At 41.7% G+C, this 17,456-nt stretch carries 18 protein-coding genes; 1 reads left to right on the top strand and 17 read right to left on the bottom strand.

Annotated features, from left to right (window positions below; all coding sequences use genetic code 11):
* Nucleotides 1–6: 6 nt before the first annotated feature.
* The 4 genes from yhbY to ACFQ38_RS18175 are packed head-to-tail and all read right to left on the bottom strand — an operon-like array spanning nucleotide 7 to nucleotide 2,755.
* Nucleotides 7–294, bottom strand: coding sequence for a ribosome assembly RNA-binding protein YhbY (gene yhbY / locus ACFQ38_RS18190; RefSeq protein WP_336822585.1), 288 nt, complete (start codon nucleotides 292–294; stop codon nucleotides 7–9).
* Nucleotides 294–1,124, bottom strand: a complete 831-nt coding sequence (aroE, locus tag ACFQ38_RS18185; protein WP_336822584.1) for a shikimate dehydrogenase — start codon at nucleotides 1,122–1,124, stop codon at nucleotides 294–296. The genes yhbY and aroE overlap by 1 nt, the downstream gene beginning before the upstream one ends.
* A 12-nt stretch (nucleotides 1,125–1,136) precedes the next feature.
* The gene (yqeH, locus tag ACFQ38_RS18180; protein WP_381482699.1) at nucleotides 1,137–2,252 is read right to left on the bottom strand and encodes a ribosome biogenesis GTPase YqeH; all 1,116 of its coding nucleotides are present in this window, start codon (nucleotides 2,250–2,252) and stop codon (nucleotides 1,137–1,139) included.
* On the bottom strand, nucleotides 2,240–2,755 hold the full coding sequence (locus ACFQ38_RS18175) for a YqeG family HAD IIIA-type phosphatase (RefSeq protein ID WP_381482697.1): 516 nt from the start codon (nucleotides 2,753–2,755) through the stop codon (nucleotides 2,240–2,242). The genes yqeH and ACFQ38_RS18175 overlap by 13 nt, the downstream gene beginning before the upstream one ends.
* A 178-nt stretch (nucleotides 2,756–2,933) precedes the next feature.
* On the opposite strand from ACFQ38_RS18175, the gene sigK reads away from it, so the two are divergent.
* On the top strand, nucleotides 2,934–3,635 hold the full coding sequence (gene sigK / locus ACFQ38_RS18170; RefSeq protein WP_336822581.1) for an RNA polymerase sporulation sigma factor SigK: 702 nt from the start codon (nucleotides 2,934–2,936) through the stop codon (nucleotides 3,633–3,635).
* A gap of 331 nt (nucleotides 3,636–3,966) precedes the next feature.
* Here sigK and mtnN read toward each other — a convergent pair whose 3' ends face one another.
* From mtnN to mnmA, 13 genes are all read right to left on the bottom strand, one after another.
* On the bottom strand, nucleotides 3,967–4,659 hold the full coding sequence (gene mtnN, locus ACFQ38_RS18165) for a 5'-methylthioadenosine/S-adenosylhomocysteine nucleosidase (protein WP_381482695.1): 693 nt from the start codon (nucleotides 4,657–4,659) through the stop codon (nucleotides 3,967–3,969).
* A gap of 28 nt (nucleotides 4,660–4,687) precedes the next feature.
* Complete coding sequence (locus tag ACFQ38_RS18160) at nucleotides 4,688–5,380, bottom strand: YrrS family protein (protein WP_381482693.1); 693 nt, start codon at nucleotides 5,378–5,380, stop codon at nucleotides 4,688–4,690.
* A gap of 284 nt (nucleotides 5,381–5,664) precedes the next feature.
* Nucleotides 5,665–6,141, bottom strand: a complete 477-nt coding sequence (greA, locus tag ACFQ38_RS18155; protein WP_336824387.1) for a transcription elongation factor GreA — start codon at nucleotides 6,139–6,141, stop codon at nucleotides 5,665–5,667.
* 270 nt (nucleotides 6,142–6,411) lie between these two features.
* The gene (udk, locus tag ACFQ38_RS18150; protein WP_336824386.1) at nucleotides 6,412–7,050 is read right to left on the bottom strand and encodes a uridine kinase; all 639 of its coding nucleotides are present in this window, start codon (nucleotides 7,048–7,050) and stop codon (nucleotides 6,412–6,414) included.
* A 233-nt stretch (nucleotides 7,051–7,283) separates the two neighbouring features.
* On the bottom strand, nucleotides 7,284–7,919 hold the full coding sequence (locus ACFQ38_RS18145; protein ID WP_336824385.1) for an O-methyltransferase: 636 nt from the start codon (nucleotides 7,917–7,919) through the stop codon (nucleotides 7,284–7,286).
* Nucleotides 7,920–7,942: 23 nt separating this feature from the next.
* On the bottom strand, nucleotides 7,943–9,067 hold the full coding sequence (mltG, locus tag ACFQ38_RS18140; protein ID WP_381482690.1) for an endolytic transglycosylase MltG: 1,125 nt from the start codon (nucleotides 9,065–9,067) through the stop codon (nucleotides 7,943–7,945).
* Nucleotides 9,068–9,167: 100 nt separating this feature from the next.
* Nucleotides 9,168–9,464, bottom strand: coding sequence for a DUF1292 domain-containing protein (locus ACFQ38_RS18135; RefSeq protein WP_336824383.1), 297 nt, complete (start codon nucleotides 9,462–9,464; stop codon nucleotides 9,168–9,170).
* 9 nt (nucleotides 9,465–9,473) lie between these two features.
* A complete protein-coding gene (gene ruvX / locus ACFQ38_RS18130; protein WP_336824382.1) occupies nucleotides 9,474–9,893 on the bottom strand; it encodes a Holliday junction resolvase RuvX in 420 nt (139 codons plus the stop codon).
* Nucleotides 9,890–10,162, bottom strand: coding sequence for an IreB family regulatory phosphoprotein (locus tag ACFQ38_RS18125; protein WP_336824381.1), 273 nt, complete (start codon nucleotides 10,160–10,162; stop codon nucleotides 9,890–9,892). Before ACFQ38_RS18125 ends, ruvX begins: the two co-directional genes overlap by 4 nt.
* A gap of 79 nt (nucleotides 10,163–10,241) precedes the next feature.
* Nucleotides 10,242–12,875 carry an alanine--tRNA ligase gene (alaS, locus tag ACFQ38_RS18120; protein WP_336824380.1) on the bottom strand — a complete coding sequence of 878 codons (2,634 nt, stop codon included), beginning with the start codon at nucleotides 12,873–12,875 and terminating at the stop codon, nucleotides 10,242–10,244.
* Between the two features lie 299 nt (nucleotides 12,876–13,174).
* Nucleotides 13,175–15,634, bottom strand: coding sequence for an SF1B family DNA helicase RecD2 (gene recD2, locus ACFQ38_RS18115; protein ID WP_381482685.1), 2,460 nt, complete (start codon nucleotides 15,632–15,634; stop codon nucleotides 13,175–13,177).
* A gap of 25 nt (nucleotides 15,635–15,659) precedes the next feature.
* Nucleotides 15,660–16,322 carry a tetratricopeptide repeat protein gene (locus ACFQ38_RS18110; RefSeq protein WP_336824378.1) on the bottom strand — a complete coding sequence of 221 codons (663 nt, stop codon included), beginning with the start codon at nucleotides 16,320–16,322 and terminating at the stop codon, nucleotides 15,660–15,662.
* 12 nt (nucleotides 16,323–16,334) lie between these two features.
* A complete protein-coding gene (gene mnmA / locus ACFQ38_RS18105; RefSeq protein ID WP_381482683.1) occupies nucleotides 16,335–17,456 on the bottom strand; it encodes a tRNA 2-thiouridine(34) synthase MnmA in 1,122 nt (373 codons plus the stop codon).

Here is a 17,456-nt window from a genome sequence, read left to right as displayed (position 1 = left end):
CCTCCTTTATGGAAGAATAATTCTTTTCTTTTCTTTTGATTCTTTATACAAAACGAGGATCTTGCCGATCACTTGCACGACGTCGATTCCTGCTTCCTGCAAGCGGTCAGCAATATCATTTTTGTCTTCTTCGCAATTTTGAAGAATGCTCACTTTAATCAATTCCCTTGCTTCCAACGCCTCTTCGATCTGTTTAATGATCGGTTGCGTCAATCCGCCTTTCCCAATTTGGAAAATCGGCTGTAAATGATGCGCTTCACTTCGTAAATAGCTTTTTTGTTTTCCAGTTAACATCAAATTCCTCCAAGTTGATCTGTAATTGTTCGAATCATTTTTTTCGTATTTGGGTAGACACCAGTCCACTGCTCAAATGATAAGGCACCTTGATGAACAAACATGCCTACACCATTTAACGGTAAACCGCCTTTACTTTCTGCCTGTTCAAGAAATTCCGTGCGAAGCGGATTATAAATAATATCAGCGACAATTGTACCTGCACTTACATTCATCAACTGCAAAGGTATGCCTTCTTTAGCAAAGTTCATGCCGACAGACGTCGTTTGTACGATCAATCCAAAATTTGATAAATTTGCTTCTGCATCCCGTAAAGGGATTGCTGAAGCCCCCTCTATATCGGATGAAAGAAGTTCCGCTTTCTCAAGCGTTCTATTTGTAATGGCAATCGGTCCATATCCTGCTTCATGCAATGCGAACGCAATCCCTTTCGCTGCACCTCCAGCACCGATGAGCAATACATTTTTTCCTTTACCTACCGTACCGTATTTCTCTTCCAATGAACGTACAAATCCGTGGCCATCTGTATTCATTCCGTATAGACGGCCATCTTCCAGCACTTTCACCATATTGACAGCGTTCATCATCCTTGCAGAAGTGTCAATTTCATCCAACAAATCGATAATAGCCGTCTTATGGGGAATTGTTACGTTCCATCCACTGCACCCTAATCTTTTTAAACTTTCGATCGCCTTGGATAGATCCTGCTCCCTTACATGAACAGGAATATAAGAAGCATCGATTCCGGCATCAGAAAACCACTCTTCATGCATTGCAGGCGACATCGATTGCGCAATCGGGTCTCCGATTACCGCATACCATTTTTTCATGAACGCTCCCCCTTAAATTAAAGATGGACGAAGAACGACATTCACCCCACGCGGCGCATGTACTGCGACGACTACATTAGGATGCTGAACTGTAATCCATCCTAATCCCGAAATGACGATATCCGTTTTCGGTTTTTTAATGGAAAACTCATGCCGGACGAGAGGAGGCAATTTTTCTAATGATTCACCGCTCGGCGGAGATAGAAGTTCTCCTAAATGGTTGTTATATAGGTCATCGGCATTTTCTAATTTTGTCCGATGGATTGGCAAAGCATTGGATACGTGGATAGTGAACGAAGAACGGTCACCTCGAATGAAATCAAAACGGGAGAGCCCTCCAATAAACAATGTTTGCTCTGCATTTAATTGGAACACTTTTGGCTTCAATTCTTTTTTCGGTGTAATTGCCTTCAAATCTTCTGTGTCCAAATAATGAGCAATTTGATGATCGTTAATAATTCCCGGTGTATCGTATATGGCTTTACCGTCCTCGAACGGAATTTCCACTAAATCTAAAGTCGTTCCTGGGAAATGGGATGTTGTAATAACATCGCCCACTCCGGTTGCACTTTTAATGATCCGATTAATGAAAGTTGATTTACCGACATTCGTGCACCCGACGACATAGACGTCTTTCCCTTTGCGATAAGCGTCGATCGCTTCCATTGCTTCGGGCATTCCCTGTCCTCTATGTGCAGATACTAATTTAACATCTACCGGCTTCAGCCCTAATTTTGCCGATTCGGCTTTCATCCAATGAACAAGTTTATTGCGATTTACAGATTTCGGAAGAATATCGGCTTTATTTCCAATTAGCAAAATGTCTTTATTGCCGACAAATCGATGAAGACCATTAATCCAGCTGCCATTAAAATCAAAAATATCAACGATTTTAATGATTAAACCTTCTTTCTCTCCAATACCATTCAAGATTGTCAGGAAATCATCGCCCGATAAAGAAACGGGCTGCAATTCGTTATAATTCCGAAGTCTAAAGCATCGCTGACATACGACATCCTCTTTTTCTAAAGAAGATGGAGGTGCGTATCCTTCTAATTTCGGATTATCCGTTTGGATTGGAATGCCGCAGCCGATGCATTTAAGTTGTTCCAAGCTTATTCCTCCCATTTGATCATGCCGCGTTTTTTCATTTTGCCCATGATCCTTCTTTCAATCATTCGGTTAAATTTCGTAACAAAACCGTCCGAGCTTGCGACAGGGACGACTAATATCGTGTGGAGGCCGAAACGGTTGCCTCCTAAAATATCAGTCATCAGTTGATCGCCCACCATGACGACCTCATTTTTTTGAAGTTTCATCATTTCCAGCGCCCGTTTGAACGACTTTTGAAGCGGCTTCCGCGCATCGCATATATATGGCGTATTCAGCGGGCCGCAAAACGTTTGTACACGTTCATTATTATTATTGGACAATATTGTCACTTGCAATCCCGCATCGTTCATCTGTTTCACCCATTCCGTTATTTCCGGCGTAGCCTCAGGGCGATCCCATTCAACGAGCGTATTGTCAAGATCGGTAATAATCCCTTTAATCCCTTTTTCTTTTAATTTTTCCGGTGAAATTTGAAATATATTTTTTACATACTCATCCGGCAAAAAATAATTATACACGACATCCACTCCGTTATCCGCTAATTCAAGATTGATTATAACATATCAGTATCCAATACACTCACTGTTCTCACTGATAGAAAATGGACAGCCTTTCGACCTTGTCCTCCGAAAAAACTAGTGATACGCCAAGCCCTGACCGCATATGCTGTCATACAACGACACAGGAGGTGGACCAATGAGCGGATTTGTTATGGCACTCGTCCAACTGTGGGTCGAAATTCCGGCAATGGTCGGTTACATCCGAGGGCAGGCTTTCCGGCGTCCGTTGTCCAAGGCAGAAGAAGCAGACTGCTTAAAACGACTATCTGAAGGCGATGAAAGTGCCAGAGATGAACTAATTGAGAGGAATATGCGCCTTGTCGCCCATGTTGTGAAAAAATTCCACCCTAAACACGAGCAGCTTGATGACTATATCTCCATTGGCACAATCGGACTCATGAAAGCAGTGAACAGCTTCACGCTTGATCGTAAAACAAAATTAGCTACGTATGCGGCTAGATGTATTGAAAACGAAATCTTAATGTATTTACGAACTCAAAAGAAAGTTCAAAAGGATGTATCCTTATTTGACCCAATCGGCACAGATAAAGACGGACAGTCCTTGCAAATTGCAGACCTTTTGCAAACCGAAGACGAAGCGCCGATTGAAACGGTTCAGCAAAAGGAACAAAAAGAGAGGCTTTATCGCCATTTAGGAAAATTGGACAGCAGAGAATTAGAAATTATTCAACGCCGTTATGGATTATTGGATGACCAGCCCATGACCCAGAAGGAAATTGCTAAGCAATTGAATATTTCAAGAAGTTATGTATCACGTATTGAGAAACGGGCAATTGTCAAACTGTACCAGCTTTTTAAACACGAATACAACGAATGATAGCCTCCTTACATTTTCCCCACCATTACTGCTCTCAAAACTGTTTGCAATTTCAAGTCGTTTACTAAATAAGAAAAAGGCGTCTCTGCCACAAGGTCAATCCCTGTGATAGATACGCCTTTTTGCTTGCATTTTAATCATCAAAAACATGCATATTGTATATAATGCATGTCCTTTGAATTCAATTTCATCATTATTCGCCAGCTACCTCGCGCGCAATAATCACCGCGATTACTGTCGTTGCAAAGAATACGCCTGCCATTAAATAGAACATTGAAGATTCCCTCCTTTGCAAGGAAATATACCCTTCTACTATTTTACCATAAACCAATTACAATTTCGATATAGCTTGTAAAACAATATCTGAAGAATGACGAGCCGCTAATGGCAGGAATTCGTCAAAGCTTATTGATGATTCTTTTCCTGCAATATCGGATAGAGCTCGAATAACAACAAACGGCGTGCCGAATTGGTGGCAAACTTGTGCAACTGCAGAAGCTTCCATTTCAGAAGCAATCATTTCCGGAAATTGCCCCTTCACAAGTGCCACTCTTTTGGGATCGCTCATAAAGACATCTCCAGAAGCAATCAAGCCAACAGCATAAGGATGCTTCCCAATTTCAATTACCGCTTCACGCGCCACTTCAATCAATTTCTCATCAGCCTCATATTTTGCCGGCATGCCTGGCACTTGACCAATAACGTAGTTGAATGCTGTCGCATCGACATCATGATGGCAAACAGCATCTGAAATGACAACAGTACCGACATCAAGTAAAGGATCAAAGCCTCCTGCTGAGCCTGTATTTAAAATAACATCCGGTTCGTACTGTTGGATTAAAAGCGCTGTCGCAAGCGCTGCATTCACTTTTCCAATTCCGCTTTTTACTACGATAACAATATGTCCGCTAACTGTCCCTTCAATGAATTCACACCCTGCAATTGTTGAAATTTGTGGGTCTGCTAACTTTCCTCTTAAAATTTCCACTTCTTGCTCCATTGCACCGATAATTCCAATTCTCATTCATACAACCTCCAACTGAACGTACCGTTCAATAATCAAAATCCAATGTGTTTAAAATATCCATTTGGACTGGCTTCCAGCCCTCACCATCCACCCATTCCAAATAAACACGATATTTTTCGGATTGATCTTTCGTCGAGACGATCCCTATCGATTTTTGTGGACCGCCACCATTTTTGATCTTCCAGAAAATCAAGTTGCTTTCAGGCACATTTGTCGCATAGGAAATTGCCTTCTTCTTCTCATTCCAATCAACAGATTCGCCATCATATAAAGACACATGCTCTCCAGTTTGCTCGGTGCCGATTGGCTCCCATGCCGTTTCAATAACGGTTTCCTTGACGATTCCGTCATCTCCTTCTGTAATTGTCACCGTGCCGGGCTCATCCGTGCTTTGCTCTTCATTGCGATTTCTTTCCGAATCATTTTCTTCGGATGCTCCGTCGGACGAAGCCCGCTCTTCACTTATATCGTCAGGTTCTTCTTGCTCTTCAGTTCCCTTTTCAGAGTCATCTTCATCCTGTTCCTCATCCACCACTAAATCAATATTATCATCTGATGCCGTGTCTTTATCGGCTTTATCGTCGTTGCCTCCGGAGATAATTGTATAGCCAGTTATTAAAATCAAGATAACGACTGCACCGATTAAAATATTCAACAATTGATTTGAACGTTTTTTCTTCCGTCCGACACGGGAAAATTTTGGATCCCGCTCTTCCATAGTACCCCCTCCTTATATGCGATTACGCGAAATCGACTACTCCATATTAATTCGGAATAATTTGCAGCAGTTTTTTCTGTCTATGAATCCAATGCTAAAACGCATAAGGTAGTCCATTTTCCGATACGTAGCCACAAAGTTCTTTCTTTTCGCATTGATGTATAATGTAGTTAGATAGAACTGGAACACTATTTCACCATGCATCTTAAGTCGAGATTCTAAAGTGCTACAATACCCAATCAAAGAGGAAAAGCCGCCTTCAGCTGAAAGCGGCCCCCAAAAGGTTACTTAATGTCTACGATCGTAACCGTCATTTCTCCCCCGGGTGTCATAATTTTCACTTCATCGCCTTTTTTGCGGCCAATCAAACCTTTGGCAATCGGTGAATCATTTGAAATTAATCCTTCGATCGGATTTGCTTCCGCAGATCCGACAATTGTGTACGTCTCTTCATCGCCGTCAGGCAACTCTTTAAATGTAACCGTTTTCCCAAGCTGCACCTCGTCATTGTTCATCTCATCTTCGTTAATGATAACAGAATTGCGGATCATGGATTCTAATGTTGAGATTTTTCCTTCAACAAATGCTTGATCTTCCTTAGCTGAATCATATTCAGAGTTCTCGGAAAGATCACCGTAACTGCGGGCAATTTTAATTCGTTCTACAACTTCTTTACGTTTAACCGTTTTTAAATATTCAAGTTCCTCTTCTAACTTCTTCTTTCCAGACAATGTCATTGGGTATTTTTTCTCAGATACCATTTTACAACACTCCTCATATTCCTGTTCATAAAAACACTATGTCGCTTCTATAATACGTATGCGACATAGTCTTATTTATCTTTTTTCAGCAGAAGACTCGAACCTCTTTTCGATGGAATTTATGTTCATATAGCGTTCAAATTCCTGCTGAACTAAGATAGAGCCTCCAGCGGGTGTCTCGGATTTTCGATAGATTTTTTTCGGACCTTACCCGAAAATCAGGACGCAATCAAATCTAAGGCGTTGATATTAAATTCTGACTTTATCATATTACAATTTCGTTCCATATTCAAGAATTGTTTTTATTTTCGTCACCATCAAGTCGATCGCCACTTCATTTTGACCGCCTTCTGGAATAATTATATCTGCATATCGTTTTGTCGGTTCAATGAATTGATTATGCATCGGCCGAACAACCGTCAAGTATTGCTCGATGACAGATTCAACACTTCTTCCCCGTTCGTTAATATCGCGGAGGATTCGCCGGATAATGCGAAGGTCAGCATCAGTATCGACAAACAGTTTAATGTCCATCAAATTGCGTAACCGTTCATCTTCCAGCACTAAGATCCCTTCAAGAATAATAACATCTTTTGGCTCAATTACAACGATTTCGTTCGAACGAGTATGGCGTGCATAATCATACACTGGCTTTTCGATCGGCTTTCTATTCAACAGTCTGTCAATATGGTCAATGAGCAAATCTGTATCGAAAGCAAGAGGGTGATCGTAATTCGTTAACAATCTTTCCTCAAACTCTAAATGAGATTGATCTTTATAATAGTAATCTTGTTCTATAACAACTACTGAGTGTTCTTTAAACTCATCATAAATTCGATTTGTTACGCTCGTTTTTCCCGAGCCAGAACCTCCGGCAATACCTATGACAAGAGGTTTTCTCATTTCCATTTCTTTTCCTCCCTTAAACTGAATTCAGCAGAATTCCCCCATTTCTGCAAGTGGGGGTATGAATAACTATGATCCAGTAAGGGTACAACCCCGGCTGAATTAATTTTTGCTCCGGGGATGCCATAAATCTTGAAAAAAATTAAGAAAAGAAGTCTATATGAACGTCATCCTGAAGGCAACTCGAACCAATAGTTGTCGTATGCAAAACAATTAATCATATGACTCCAACCTTCTTACTTCTTTTTCGCGATTAAAATGCCATCTCCAATCGGAAGCATTGATGCATCAAAATCTGGATGGTGCATGATCCATTCTGTAAATTCTTTTAGCTTCCGGATCATCGTACGATTGCGCTTTGGCACTTCCTCATCGCTTAAAAGAACAGCACCGTGCATAAACATATTGTCGCAATATATGATGCCATTATGTTGAACGAATGGGGCATACTTTTCAAAAAATCGTTTATATTGCCCCTTTGCAGCATCAATGAACAACGCATCAAATTTACGATGAGCAAATTCTTCATCATTCAATTCCAAAGCATCTGCATGAATCAACTGAATCCTATTCTCTAAACCGCTTCGTTGTATATATTCCAAAGCAGATTCATACCGTTCCGAATCTCTTTCGATTGTGACAACTGAAGCATCTTTCAGAGCGGAAACCATCCGTATAGCAGAATATCCTATTGCGCTTCCAATTTCAAGTATAGAGGTCGGCTGCTGTATCCGTAAAAGACTAATAAACGTGTTAATTCCGTTCTTTTCCATTATCGGAATTTTGTTCTCTTCTGCAAAGCGCTCTATCTCCGTAAATAAAGGATTCTCCTCTTGCTCAAAAGATAAAAGATATGCTTCATATTCATTCATTAAGTTCACTTCCATTCACAGCATCAATCGCCAGATAAGTATTTCGCCTGATTTTTCAAATGTTCTTCATACGAGTTGGTGAAGTGGTTATTCCCTTCCTTATCAGCTAAGAAATATAAATAATCCGTATCTGACGGTTCAACGACCGCATCGATCGATGACTTTCCTGCGTTGGAAATCGGTCCTGGCGGCAATCCCTTCACAACATACGTATTATAAGGGTCTTGAACTTCCAAATCCGAATAGAGCACTCTATCTTTATGCTCCCCTAAAGCATAGAGCACTGTTGGGTCAGTTTGAAGCGGCATATCGATATCTAACCTATTGTAAAAGACACTTGCGATCGTTTCACGATCTGTCTTCGCTGTCGCTTCTCTCTCAAGTAAAGAGGCGAATGTCAGTAGCCAATGGACAGATTTTTCCTGTTCTTGAAGATACGTCAAGTAAGGCGTCAAATTGGCCGCAGTTGCATCTAACATCGTTTCAACTACCGTCTCAACTGATGGATTCTCTTCGTAAAATGGATAGGTTGCCGGAAATAAGTAACCTTCTAAAGGATATTTAATATTTTCATTCCGGATTTCATCTGTTAAAATGTTCGGATATTTCCCCATTAAATCATCGATCGTTTTTTCATCTTCTACATAGCTCATGAATGCCTGTTCAGTAATGCTCGTTTTCTTCTCTACAATTTTTGCTATTTGTTTTAAAGTCAAGCCTTCGGGGATTGCGATTGTGAAAACAGGTTCGCGGTAAACTTTTCCTGTTTTCAAGCTTTGAATAAGTTCATCAAGCGTCATTGATTTTGATAATGCGTAAGTACCTGCCTGAAACTGCGACTCATTGTTGAACTTTGCATAGTATTTAAATATTTTCGCGTTACGAATAATCCCTTCATCCTCCAACGTTTCTGCAATCGAAGATAATCCAGAGCCTATTGGGATTTCAACTTCAATCGTTTCTTCGGAGTCCGGATCTACCGGCTGCAGCGATTCTGTTATGTATTTATAAACAGCCCGGCTGCCAACAAGACCGATTATCAAAACGACGAGTGCAATAGCAAATACAATCCGTCTGACAATCTTCACTTCTTTTTTCTGTTCAATCATTTTTTCGAACATAACATCTTTCTTTGAGTCTTTCCCCATCGATCTTTCACCTCAATTCAAGGAATGAAATCCTCTTTGCAGTGCTGTTGTACAGAAAAAAACGGAATGGCCTGCACCATTCCGTCCGTGCACATATGGATTATTCCTCGTCTTCGTCCTCTTCAGCTAAAAACGTATTTAGCATTTCTTCAATCATATCCCATTCTTCATCTGTTTCGATCGGTAGCAATTCGCCGTCTTCATTGTCTTCAGATGGAATGAATGCAGATGCATGGATTTCAATTTCTTCATCGTCTCCCACTTCATCCTCGCCTAAAATATGATATAGAACGTAAGATTTACCGAAGTCCTCCGAATCAAATGTAAAAATCACTTCACAAACATGCTCTTCACCGTGCTCGTCAACTACTGTCATTGTTTCCTGTCCGTGTTCCATGTTATCACCTCATCTATTTTTTGAATCAAGATACCCTTGAAGTATCATGACCGCAGCCATCTTATCGATCACTGACTTTCTTTTTTTTCGGCTGACATCCGCCTCAATCAGCATACGCTCCGCAGCCATGGTCGTAAGCCTTTCATCCCAAAGGACAACAGGATATCCGAATGTTTCTTTTAATAGTTCCGCATACTTCTCGGAAGCTTCTCCACGCGGTCCTACTGAATTATTCATGTTTTTTGGATAGCCGACGACGAATGAAGTTATTTCATACTCTGCAACCAATTCTTGAATTCTTGGCATGCCAAATTGGCCGGCGCTCTCATCGATTTTCACCGTTTCGATGCCTTGGGCTGTCCATCCAAGGGCATCGCTGATTGCGATCCCGACCGTTTTGGAGCCAACGTCCAATCCCATTACCCTCACTTACCGGAACCTCCGTTTTCACGGATATAGAACTTTACAAGTTCCTCCAATATTTCGTCCCTCTCCAGTTTACGAATTAGGTTTCTGGCTTCATAATGGCGTGGGATATAAGCTGGGTCGCCCGATAAAAGATAGCCGACAATCTGGTTGATGGGATTGTAACCTTTGTCTTCCAATGCCTTATGAACATGAAGCATGACTTGTGTCACTTCCTGCTCCATCGATTCTTCAGGAAAGTTGAACTTCATCGTCTTGTCGTATGAATCCATAGCCGACACCCCGCTTTCCAATCATCCGTCGCAAATCGGATACCTTTCCTACTTGCCTATACCCGACATATCATTCCTCTTAAACGGATTTGACATAATCATACACGGATTGAAGTGCTTCATCAAGTTTAGAAGCATCTTTCGCTCCGGCCATCGCCATATCAGGGCGCCCTCCGCCCTTTCCTCCGCAAAGAGACGCTACATGATTGACGATTTTACCTGCATGGAAGTTCCCGCCTTTCAAGTCTTCCGTTACTCCAGAAGCCAATAGTACTTTTCCATCTGATGCAGTTCCTAATACAATAATTCCTTTTGTCAATTTCTGCTTTAATTCATCAATCATTTGTCGAAGAGCATTATTATCCTTCACATCTACTCGAGCAGAAATGACAGTCATGCCGTCAATTTTGCTTGCACTTTCAATAATATCTGTCAATTGACTATTCCCCAATTTAGCGGATAGCGATTCGTTTTCCCGTTGCAGTTCTTTCATATCTGAAAGTGCCGAGCTCACCTTATTAACGATTTCTTTCGGATTGGACTTTAGCAATACAGCTGCGTTTATAAGCAAGCTTTCTTCCTCTTTAAACGATCGATAAGCCTGCTTGCCTGTAAATGCTTCAATTCTTCGCGTGCCTGCTCCGATTCCGCTTTCAGATTCGATTTTGAAAACGCCGATATTCGCTGTGTTGGAAACATGGCACCCTCCGCAAAGTTCAAGTGAATAGTCACCTACTGATACGACACGTACGACATCGCCATATTTTTCACCAAACAGCGCCATTGCACCCATCTCTTTTGCCTCATTGATCGGCTTTTGCTCAATTTTCACCGGAATCTCTTCCCAAATCTTTTCATTGACAATGCGTTCAATTTGCTCCAGCTCTTCTTTGCTCACTTGTCCGAAGTGGGAGAAGTCGAAACGCAAACGGTCCGGACCGACATATGAACCTGCCTGATTTACGTGCTCGCCTAACACTTCTTTCAAAGCTTTATGAAGAAGATGCGTTGCAGTATGGTTTTTGAGGATCAATTTGCGATCTTCTTTATTCACTTCAGCATACGCTTCTGCACCGACAGTAACATCACCGGAACGAACGGTTGCTGTATGCAAATGCTGTCCATTCGGCGCTTTTTGCACGTCTTTTACGTCTACGATGAATAAATCATTGACAAGTGTTCCCTTATCTGCAATTTGGCCTCCGCTCTCCGCGTAAAATGGTGTTCGATCAAGAATGAATTGAATTTCATCCCCCTCTGAAGCATGGTCCACTACCTCGCCGTTATGCAACAATGTTACAATTTTTGCATTGCAGGACAATGCATCATAGCCGATAAACTCACTTTTCTCATGCAGATTTCCTAACACTTCCGATTGCACATGCATTGAGTCAACGTCTTGGCGAGCCGCACGAGCGCGATCACGCTGATGTTGCATTTCTGCTTCAAAGCCTTCACGATCTACTGTTACACCAGCCTCTTCAGCAAACTCCTCAGTCAATTCGAATGGAAAACCATACGTATCATAAAGGCGGAATGCATCTGTTCCAGCTACAATTGAAGAACCTTCTTCTTTCGCCTTTTTAATGACACCGTTTAAAATCGCCAAGCCTTCATTCAATGTTTCGTGGAAACGTTCTTCTTCATTTTTTACGACTTTCCTTATAAAGTCCTGCTTGTCTTCCACTTGTGGATAAAAATCTTTCATAATTTCTCCAACGACTGGAACCAATTCGTACATGAATGGGCGCTCGATACCTAATTGCTTAGCAAAACGGACCGCGCGACGCAACAATCTTCGAAGGACATATCCACGTCCTTCATTGGACGGCAATGCCCCATCCCCAATTGCAAAAGCGACTGTCCGAATATGGTCTGCTATGACTTTGAAAGCAGTATCTTTTTCGTCATCTTTACCATAAGTTTCACCGGATACTTTCTCGATTGCATGCATAATTGGCATGAATAAATCCGTATCAAAGTTTGTCGGCACATTTTGAATGACGGATGCCATCCGTTCAAGCCCCATGCCCGTATCAATATTTTTCTTTGGAAGCGGCGTATACGAATGATCCGGGTTATGGTTAAACTCAGAAAATACCAAGTTCCAAATTTCTAAATACCTTTCATTTTCCCCACCAGGATATAGTTCTGGATCAGAGAAGTCATCACCATACGATGGGCCTCTATCGTAAAAGATTTCTGAGTTCGGGCCGCTTGGACCTTCTCCGATATCCCAGAAGTTTCCTTCGAGCCGGATAATGCGCTCTTCAGGAATTCCAATTTTATCTCTCCAAATAGCGTATGCTTCCTCGTCCTCTGGATGAACCGTAACAGACAAAAGTTCTGGTTCGAATCCAATCCATTGTTCGCTCGTCAAAAACTCCCAAGCACGAATAATCGCTTCTTCCTTAAAGTAATCTCCGATTGAAAAATTACCTAACATTTCGAAGAAAGTATGATGCCTTGCTGTTTTCCCTACATTTTCGATATCATTCGTACGGATTGATTTTTGAGCGTTTACGATTCTCGGATTCTCCGGGATAACACGTCCGTCAAAATATTTTTTTAGCGTTGCTACTCCGCTGTTGATCCATAATAAGGATGGATCATCAATTGGAACTAAAGGCGCGGATGGCTCTTCGCTATGTCCATGCGCTTTGAAATAATCCAAAAACATTTGCCGAATTTGTGTTGCTGTCAACTTTTTCATGAATATGCCCTCCTTATGATTTCACGATGAACGAAAATAAAAAAAATCTTCATCCCTATGAAGGGACGAAGATCTATTCTCGCGGTACCACCCTAATTTACCGGTTTGTAGACCGGTATCTCGGAAGCCTTAACGCGGCGAACGGCAAGGATTAGTTGCACTCTGGAGTAGCTTTCGGACAGATGCCAAGGGAACTCTTACAGCCAAGGAGCTCCTCTCTGTTCGTGGCAATCAGCTTACTTTCTCCATCAACGTGATCAATATGATACTTTGGATTATAGGGAAAGACGCTCCTTCTGTCAATCCATTCCCTCCAAAAAATCGTAAGGCGTTACATTTCCCATGCCGATCATAGGATCAATTCCGAAAATTGTTTGTTTGCTAAGGGTACATTTTTCAGCTTCAGCAAAATTTGCAACTGCTGGTTCCTCTATTTTTTGTGCAGATACAGATTCCTCTTTTTCAAGAACCGTTTCGTCCTCCATTGATTCGGCGAATCCGTCGCTTAAACGTTCTTTTAAAGTTGTTTGTCTTTTCGTCTCGTCAGTTCTTGAAACGCCATAGCTAAATTCCTCAGGTTCACCACAAAGGATCAAAAAGTCTTTCGCTCTCGTAATGCCTGTATAAAGAAGATTTTTGCGGAGCATTTTACGGTAGCCACGCACGATCGGCATAATGACGATCGGAAATTCACTTCCTTGGGATTTATGAATCGAACAGCAATATGCAAGTGTAATTTGATTTAAATCATTCCGCTCATATGTCACCTCGATGCCATCATACGACACGACTAATAGTTCCTTTTTATCGACTGTCTCTTTCGCTTTTATAATCGCAATGACTTCTCCCATGTCTCCGTTAAATACATTGCTTTCAGGCTGATTGACGAGTTGTAGTACTTTATCGCCAATTCGATAAACGGCATCTCCAAAAACAACTTCTTTCCGGTCTGGCCCAGGAGGATTGACAAGCTGTTGAATCATTTTATTAAGTCCATCGATGCCTGCAGGACCTTTATACATCGGCGCTAACACTTGAACATTTCTTATATGATGGCCTTTGGATAATGCATTTTTCATCACTTGCTCAACGACTTGCAATATTTGATTGCTATTCGCTTTTATGAAGGAACGGTCACCCGTCTTTTGCGTTAAATTATCTATATGTCGATTTTGTTTGATCATATGGGCCATTTCGATAATGGTGGAACCTTCACTTTGACGATAGATTTCTGTCAATTCAATCGTCGGAACTTTTTTTGAATCCAATAGATCTTTTAATACTTGCCCCGGTCCTACTGGAGGGAGTTGATCTTGGTCGCCTACAAACAAAACTTGCGTATCATTCGGAAGTGCCTTCAATAACTGATGGGCGAGCCACGTATCAACCATCGACATTTCATCGATGATAACTAAGCGGCCTTCTACTTCTTTGCCCTCGGCGTCTTCTTTTTCTTGGCCGGTGAATCCTAATAATCTATGAATTGTCATCGCGGGCAATCCTGTCGATTCCGACATCCTCTTAGCTGCACGGCCAGTTGGGGCAGCTAAGACGATTGGAAAAGGTTCCTGTTTTTTTGCATACTCTTTCGGCTCCAAAGATAAGCCATGCAATTCTGCATAAACCTCAACAAAGCCTCGGATCACAGTAGTTTTCCCTGTACCGGGACCTCCTGTTAAAATCATTGCGGGTGAATGCAATGCTTGTTCAATGGCCTGCACTTGTGTTTCCGCATAGCTAACACCTAACCGCTCTTCAACCTCTCCGATCGCCTTGCGAATTTCTGCAGCTGGAAATTGGTCCGCAAAATCATTTTGTAAAATACGGTCGATTTTTGTAGCAATTCCGATTTCCGAAAAATAGAGAGATGGAATATAGAGTCTTTTCCCTTCAGCGCAAAGTTTGCCTTCTTCTACACATTCAATAACACCGGCAGAAATGGCATCAAACGGTATTTCTTCCCGCTGGCTCGACTCCAAAAGCCGCTTCACTTCCGGAAGGACATGATCTGCTTCCATATAAACGTGGCCTGCTGATTGGACGGCTGTATTCATTGTGTGCAATATGGCAGCTTTCACCCTATCAGGATGCTTCCCCGTAATCCCCAATTGCTTGCCCAATTCATCTGCACGTTGAAAGCCAATTCCTTCGACCTCTTCAATGAGCCTGAATGGATTTTCATTCAACAGCTCAATGGCGTCTTCTCGATACGTCTGGTAAATTTTCATCGACAGTTGCGGTCCGAAGCCCCAATCAGTTAGCTGCACCATCGTCCGTTCCAACCCTAAGTTCTCTCGTAGCACTGTAATAAGCGTTTCTTTCCGTTCATCGGAAAGACGGGGAACTCGATCCAACACATTATCGTTTTCAAGAATTTGCTTAATTGCATCCTTGCCTAACGTCTGTACGATCGTTTCTGCTGTTTTCCTTCCGATACCCGGAAATAAATCACCTGACAAATAATGAATGATGCCAGTTTCGGTTTCGGGCATTTCTTTATTGAAGGTGTGCACATCAAACTGTTGGCCATATGTAGCGTGATTCACCAATTTACCAGTGAAACGGTACTCTTCTTCTTGATTAAGAGCAGGAAAATTTCCTTTAATGACAATTTCTTTTTCTGTATAGCCACAATTCGTCTTCAATATTTTCGTCTTTACGATGGAAAATAGGTTGTCAGGATTATGGAAGATCGTTACGACAGGTCTTCCTACTAAAAAAATTTCTTCTTTTGTAGTCGTTTCGTTTCTCTCTTCCATATCCATCACCTTTTCATTACTTTCTTTATTGCTCGCTACCCATTTGAATCATGTCATAAATATAGCGCGCCTGTGTATGTTCTGGCTCGACTGTAAAAGCTCTTTCTAAATGATGCAATGCATCTTCCTTGCGATCCGTAGAGACCGCATATAGTACACCTAAGTTATAATGTGCATCTGCATTTTCGGCATCTTTGCTGATGACAAAGCGCAGCTCTTCACCAGCTAACTCGAATAGTTCCAATTCGGCAAGGGCGATGCCGTATGCTAAACGAATTTCAAGATCTTCTGGAGATAATTCTGCTGCACGCTGAAAATATGGAAGGGAAAGCTTTTGTTGATCAGCACGCTTTAAGCTTTTCGCTAGCATGAAATAAGCATCCGCCTCATCTAACCCAGCACGTACAGCTTTTTCATATAGCTTAGCAGCTTCCCCATAGCGCTCGCTCGTGTAATAAAGATTGCCTAATCCGTATAATGCAGAACCGGCATTTTCATCTAAAGAAATCGCTTTTTGAAAAAAACGTTCTGCTCTTTCAACGTCTCCAGCAGAAGCAAATACGTTTCCTAAATTAATATAACCGACAGGATTATCCGGTTCTTCTTCCGCCGCTTTCATGAAAGCTTCAATCGCTTTTTCGTACGCTCCTTCTTGTAACGCCTTAATGCCAATTTCATTTTGTTCCATGTTGTAAACCTCTCATCCTACATAATCAAGTTGCTTACCATTTTTTATAACCGTGTCGATTGTTCCGCCTCCTAAGCATTCATCTCCATCATAGAAAACAACTGCTTGTCCTGGCGTAATCGCTCGAACCGGTTGTGCAAAATGAACAATTGCTCGATTACCTTCTTGCAGTTCAACTGTCACTTCTGTATCTGGCTGACGATAACGGAATTTAGCCGTGCATTTAAAAGTTGACGGCATTTTTCGGGCTGTCGCAAAACTGATATCGGTTGCTGTCAAGCTATCAGAATAGAGTGCATCATTATGAAAACCTTGTCCGACTAATAATGTATTTGAAGATAAATCTTTGCCGATAACGAACCAAGGTTCACCTGCACCGCCAATTCCTAAGCCGTGGCGCTGTCCAATTGTGTAATACATTAATCCGTCATGCTTGCCGACCGTTTCACCTGCCATCGTTTTCATCTTGCCTGGCTGAGCGGGAAGGTATTGGCCTAAAAATTCTTTAAAGTTCCTTTCACCAATAAAGCAAATGCCCGTTGAATCTTTCTTTTTCGCCGTTGTTAATCCTGCTTTTTCAGCAATTTCCCGGACTTTCTTTTTGTCAATATCGCCGATTGGAAACATTACTTTTTGCAATTGGTCCTGTGTCAATTGATTGAGGAAATACGTCTGATCCTTATTAGCATCTTCACCCCTCAGCATAGCGACACCATCTTCTGTTTCAACAATTCTCGCATAGTGACCAGTCGCTAAATAATCCGCACCAAGGCTCATCGCATGATCAAGGAATGCTTTGAATTTGATTTCCTTATTGCACATGACATCCGGATTAGGCGTCCTTCCTGCCTTGTATTCGTCAAGAAAGTAAGTGAAAACCTTATCCCAATACTGTTTTTCAAAATTAACAGCATAATAAGGTATGCCAATTTCATTGCAGACGCTAATGACGTCTTCATAATCTTCAGTTGCTGTGCAAACGCCAAATTCGTCTGTATCGTCCCAGTTTTTCATGAAGATGCCGATCACTTCATAGCCTTGTTCTTTTAAGAGCAAAGCAGCGACCGACGAATCGACGCCTCCAGACATTCCGATGACAACTCTTGTATCTGCAGGCGGTTTAATTGTTCTCAT

Source organism: Sporosarcina contaminans (assembly GCF_042679045.1).
Classification (GTDB): Bacteria; Bacillota; Bacilli; order Bacillales_A; family Planococcaceae; genus Sporosarcina; species Sporosarcina contaminans.
This window is presented reverse-complemented; position numbering and strand designations above follow the sequence as displayed.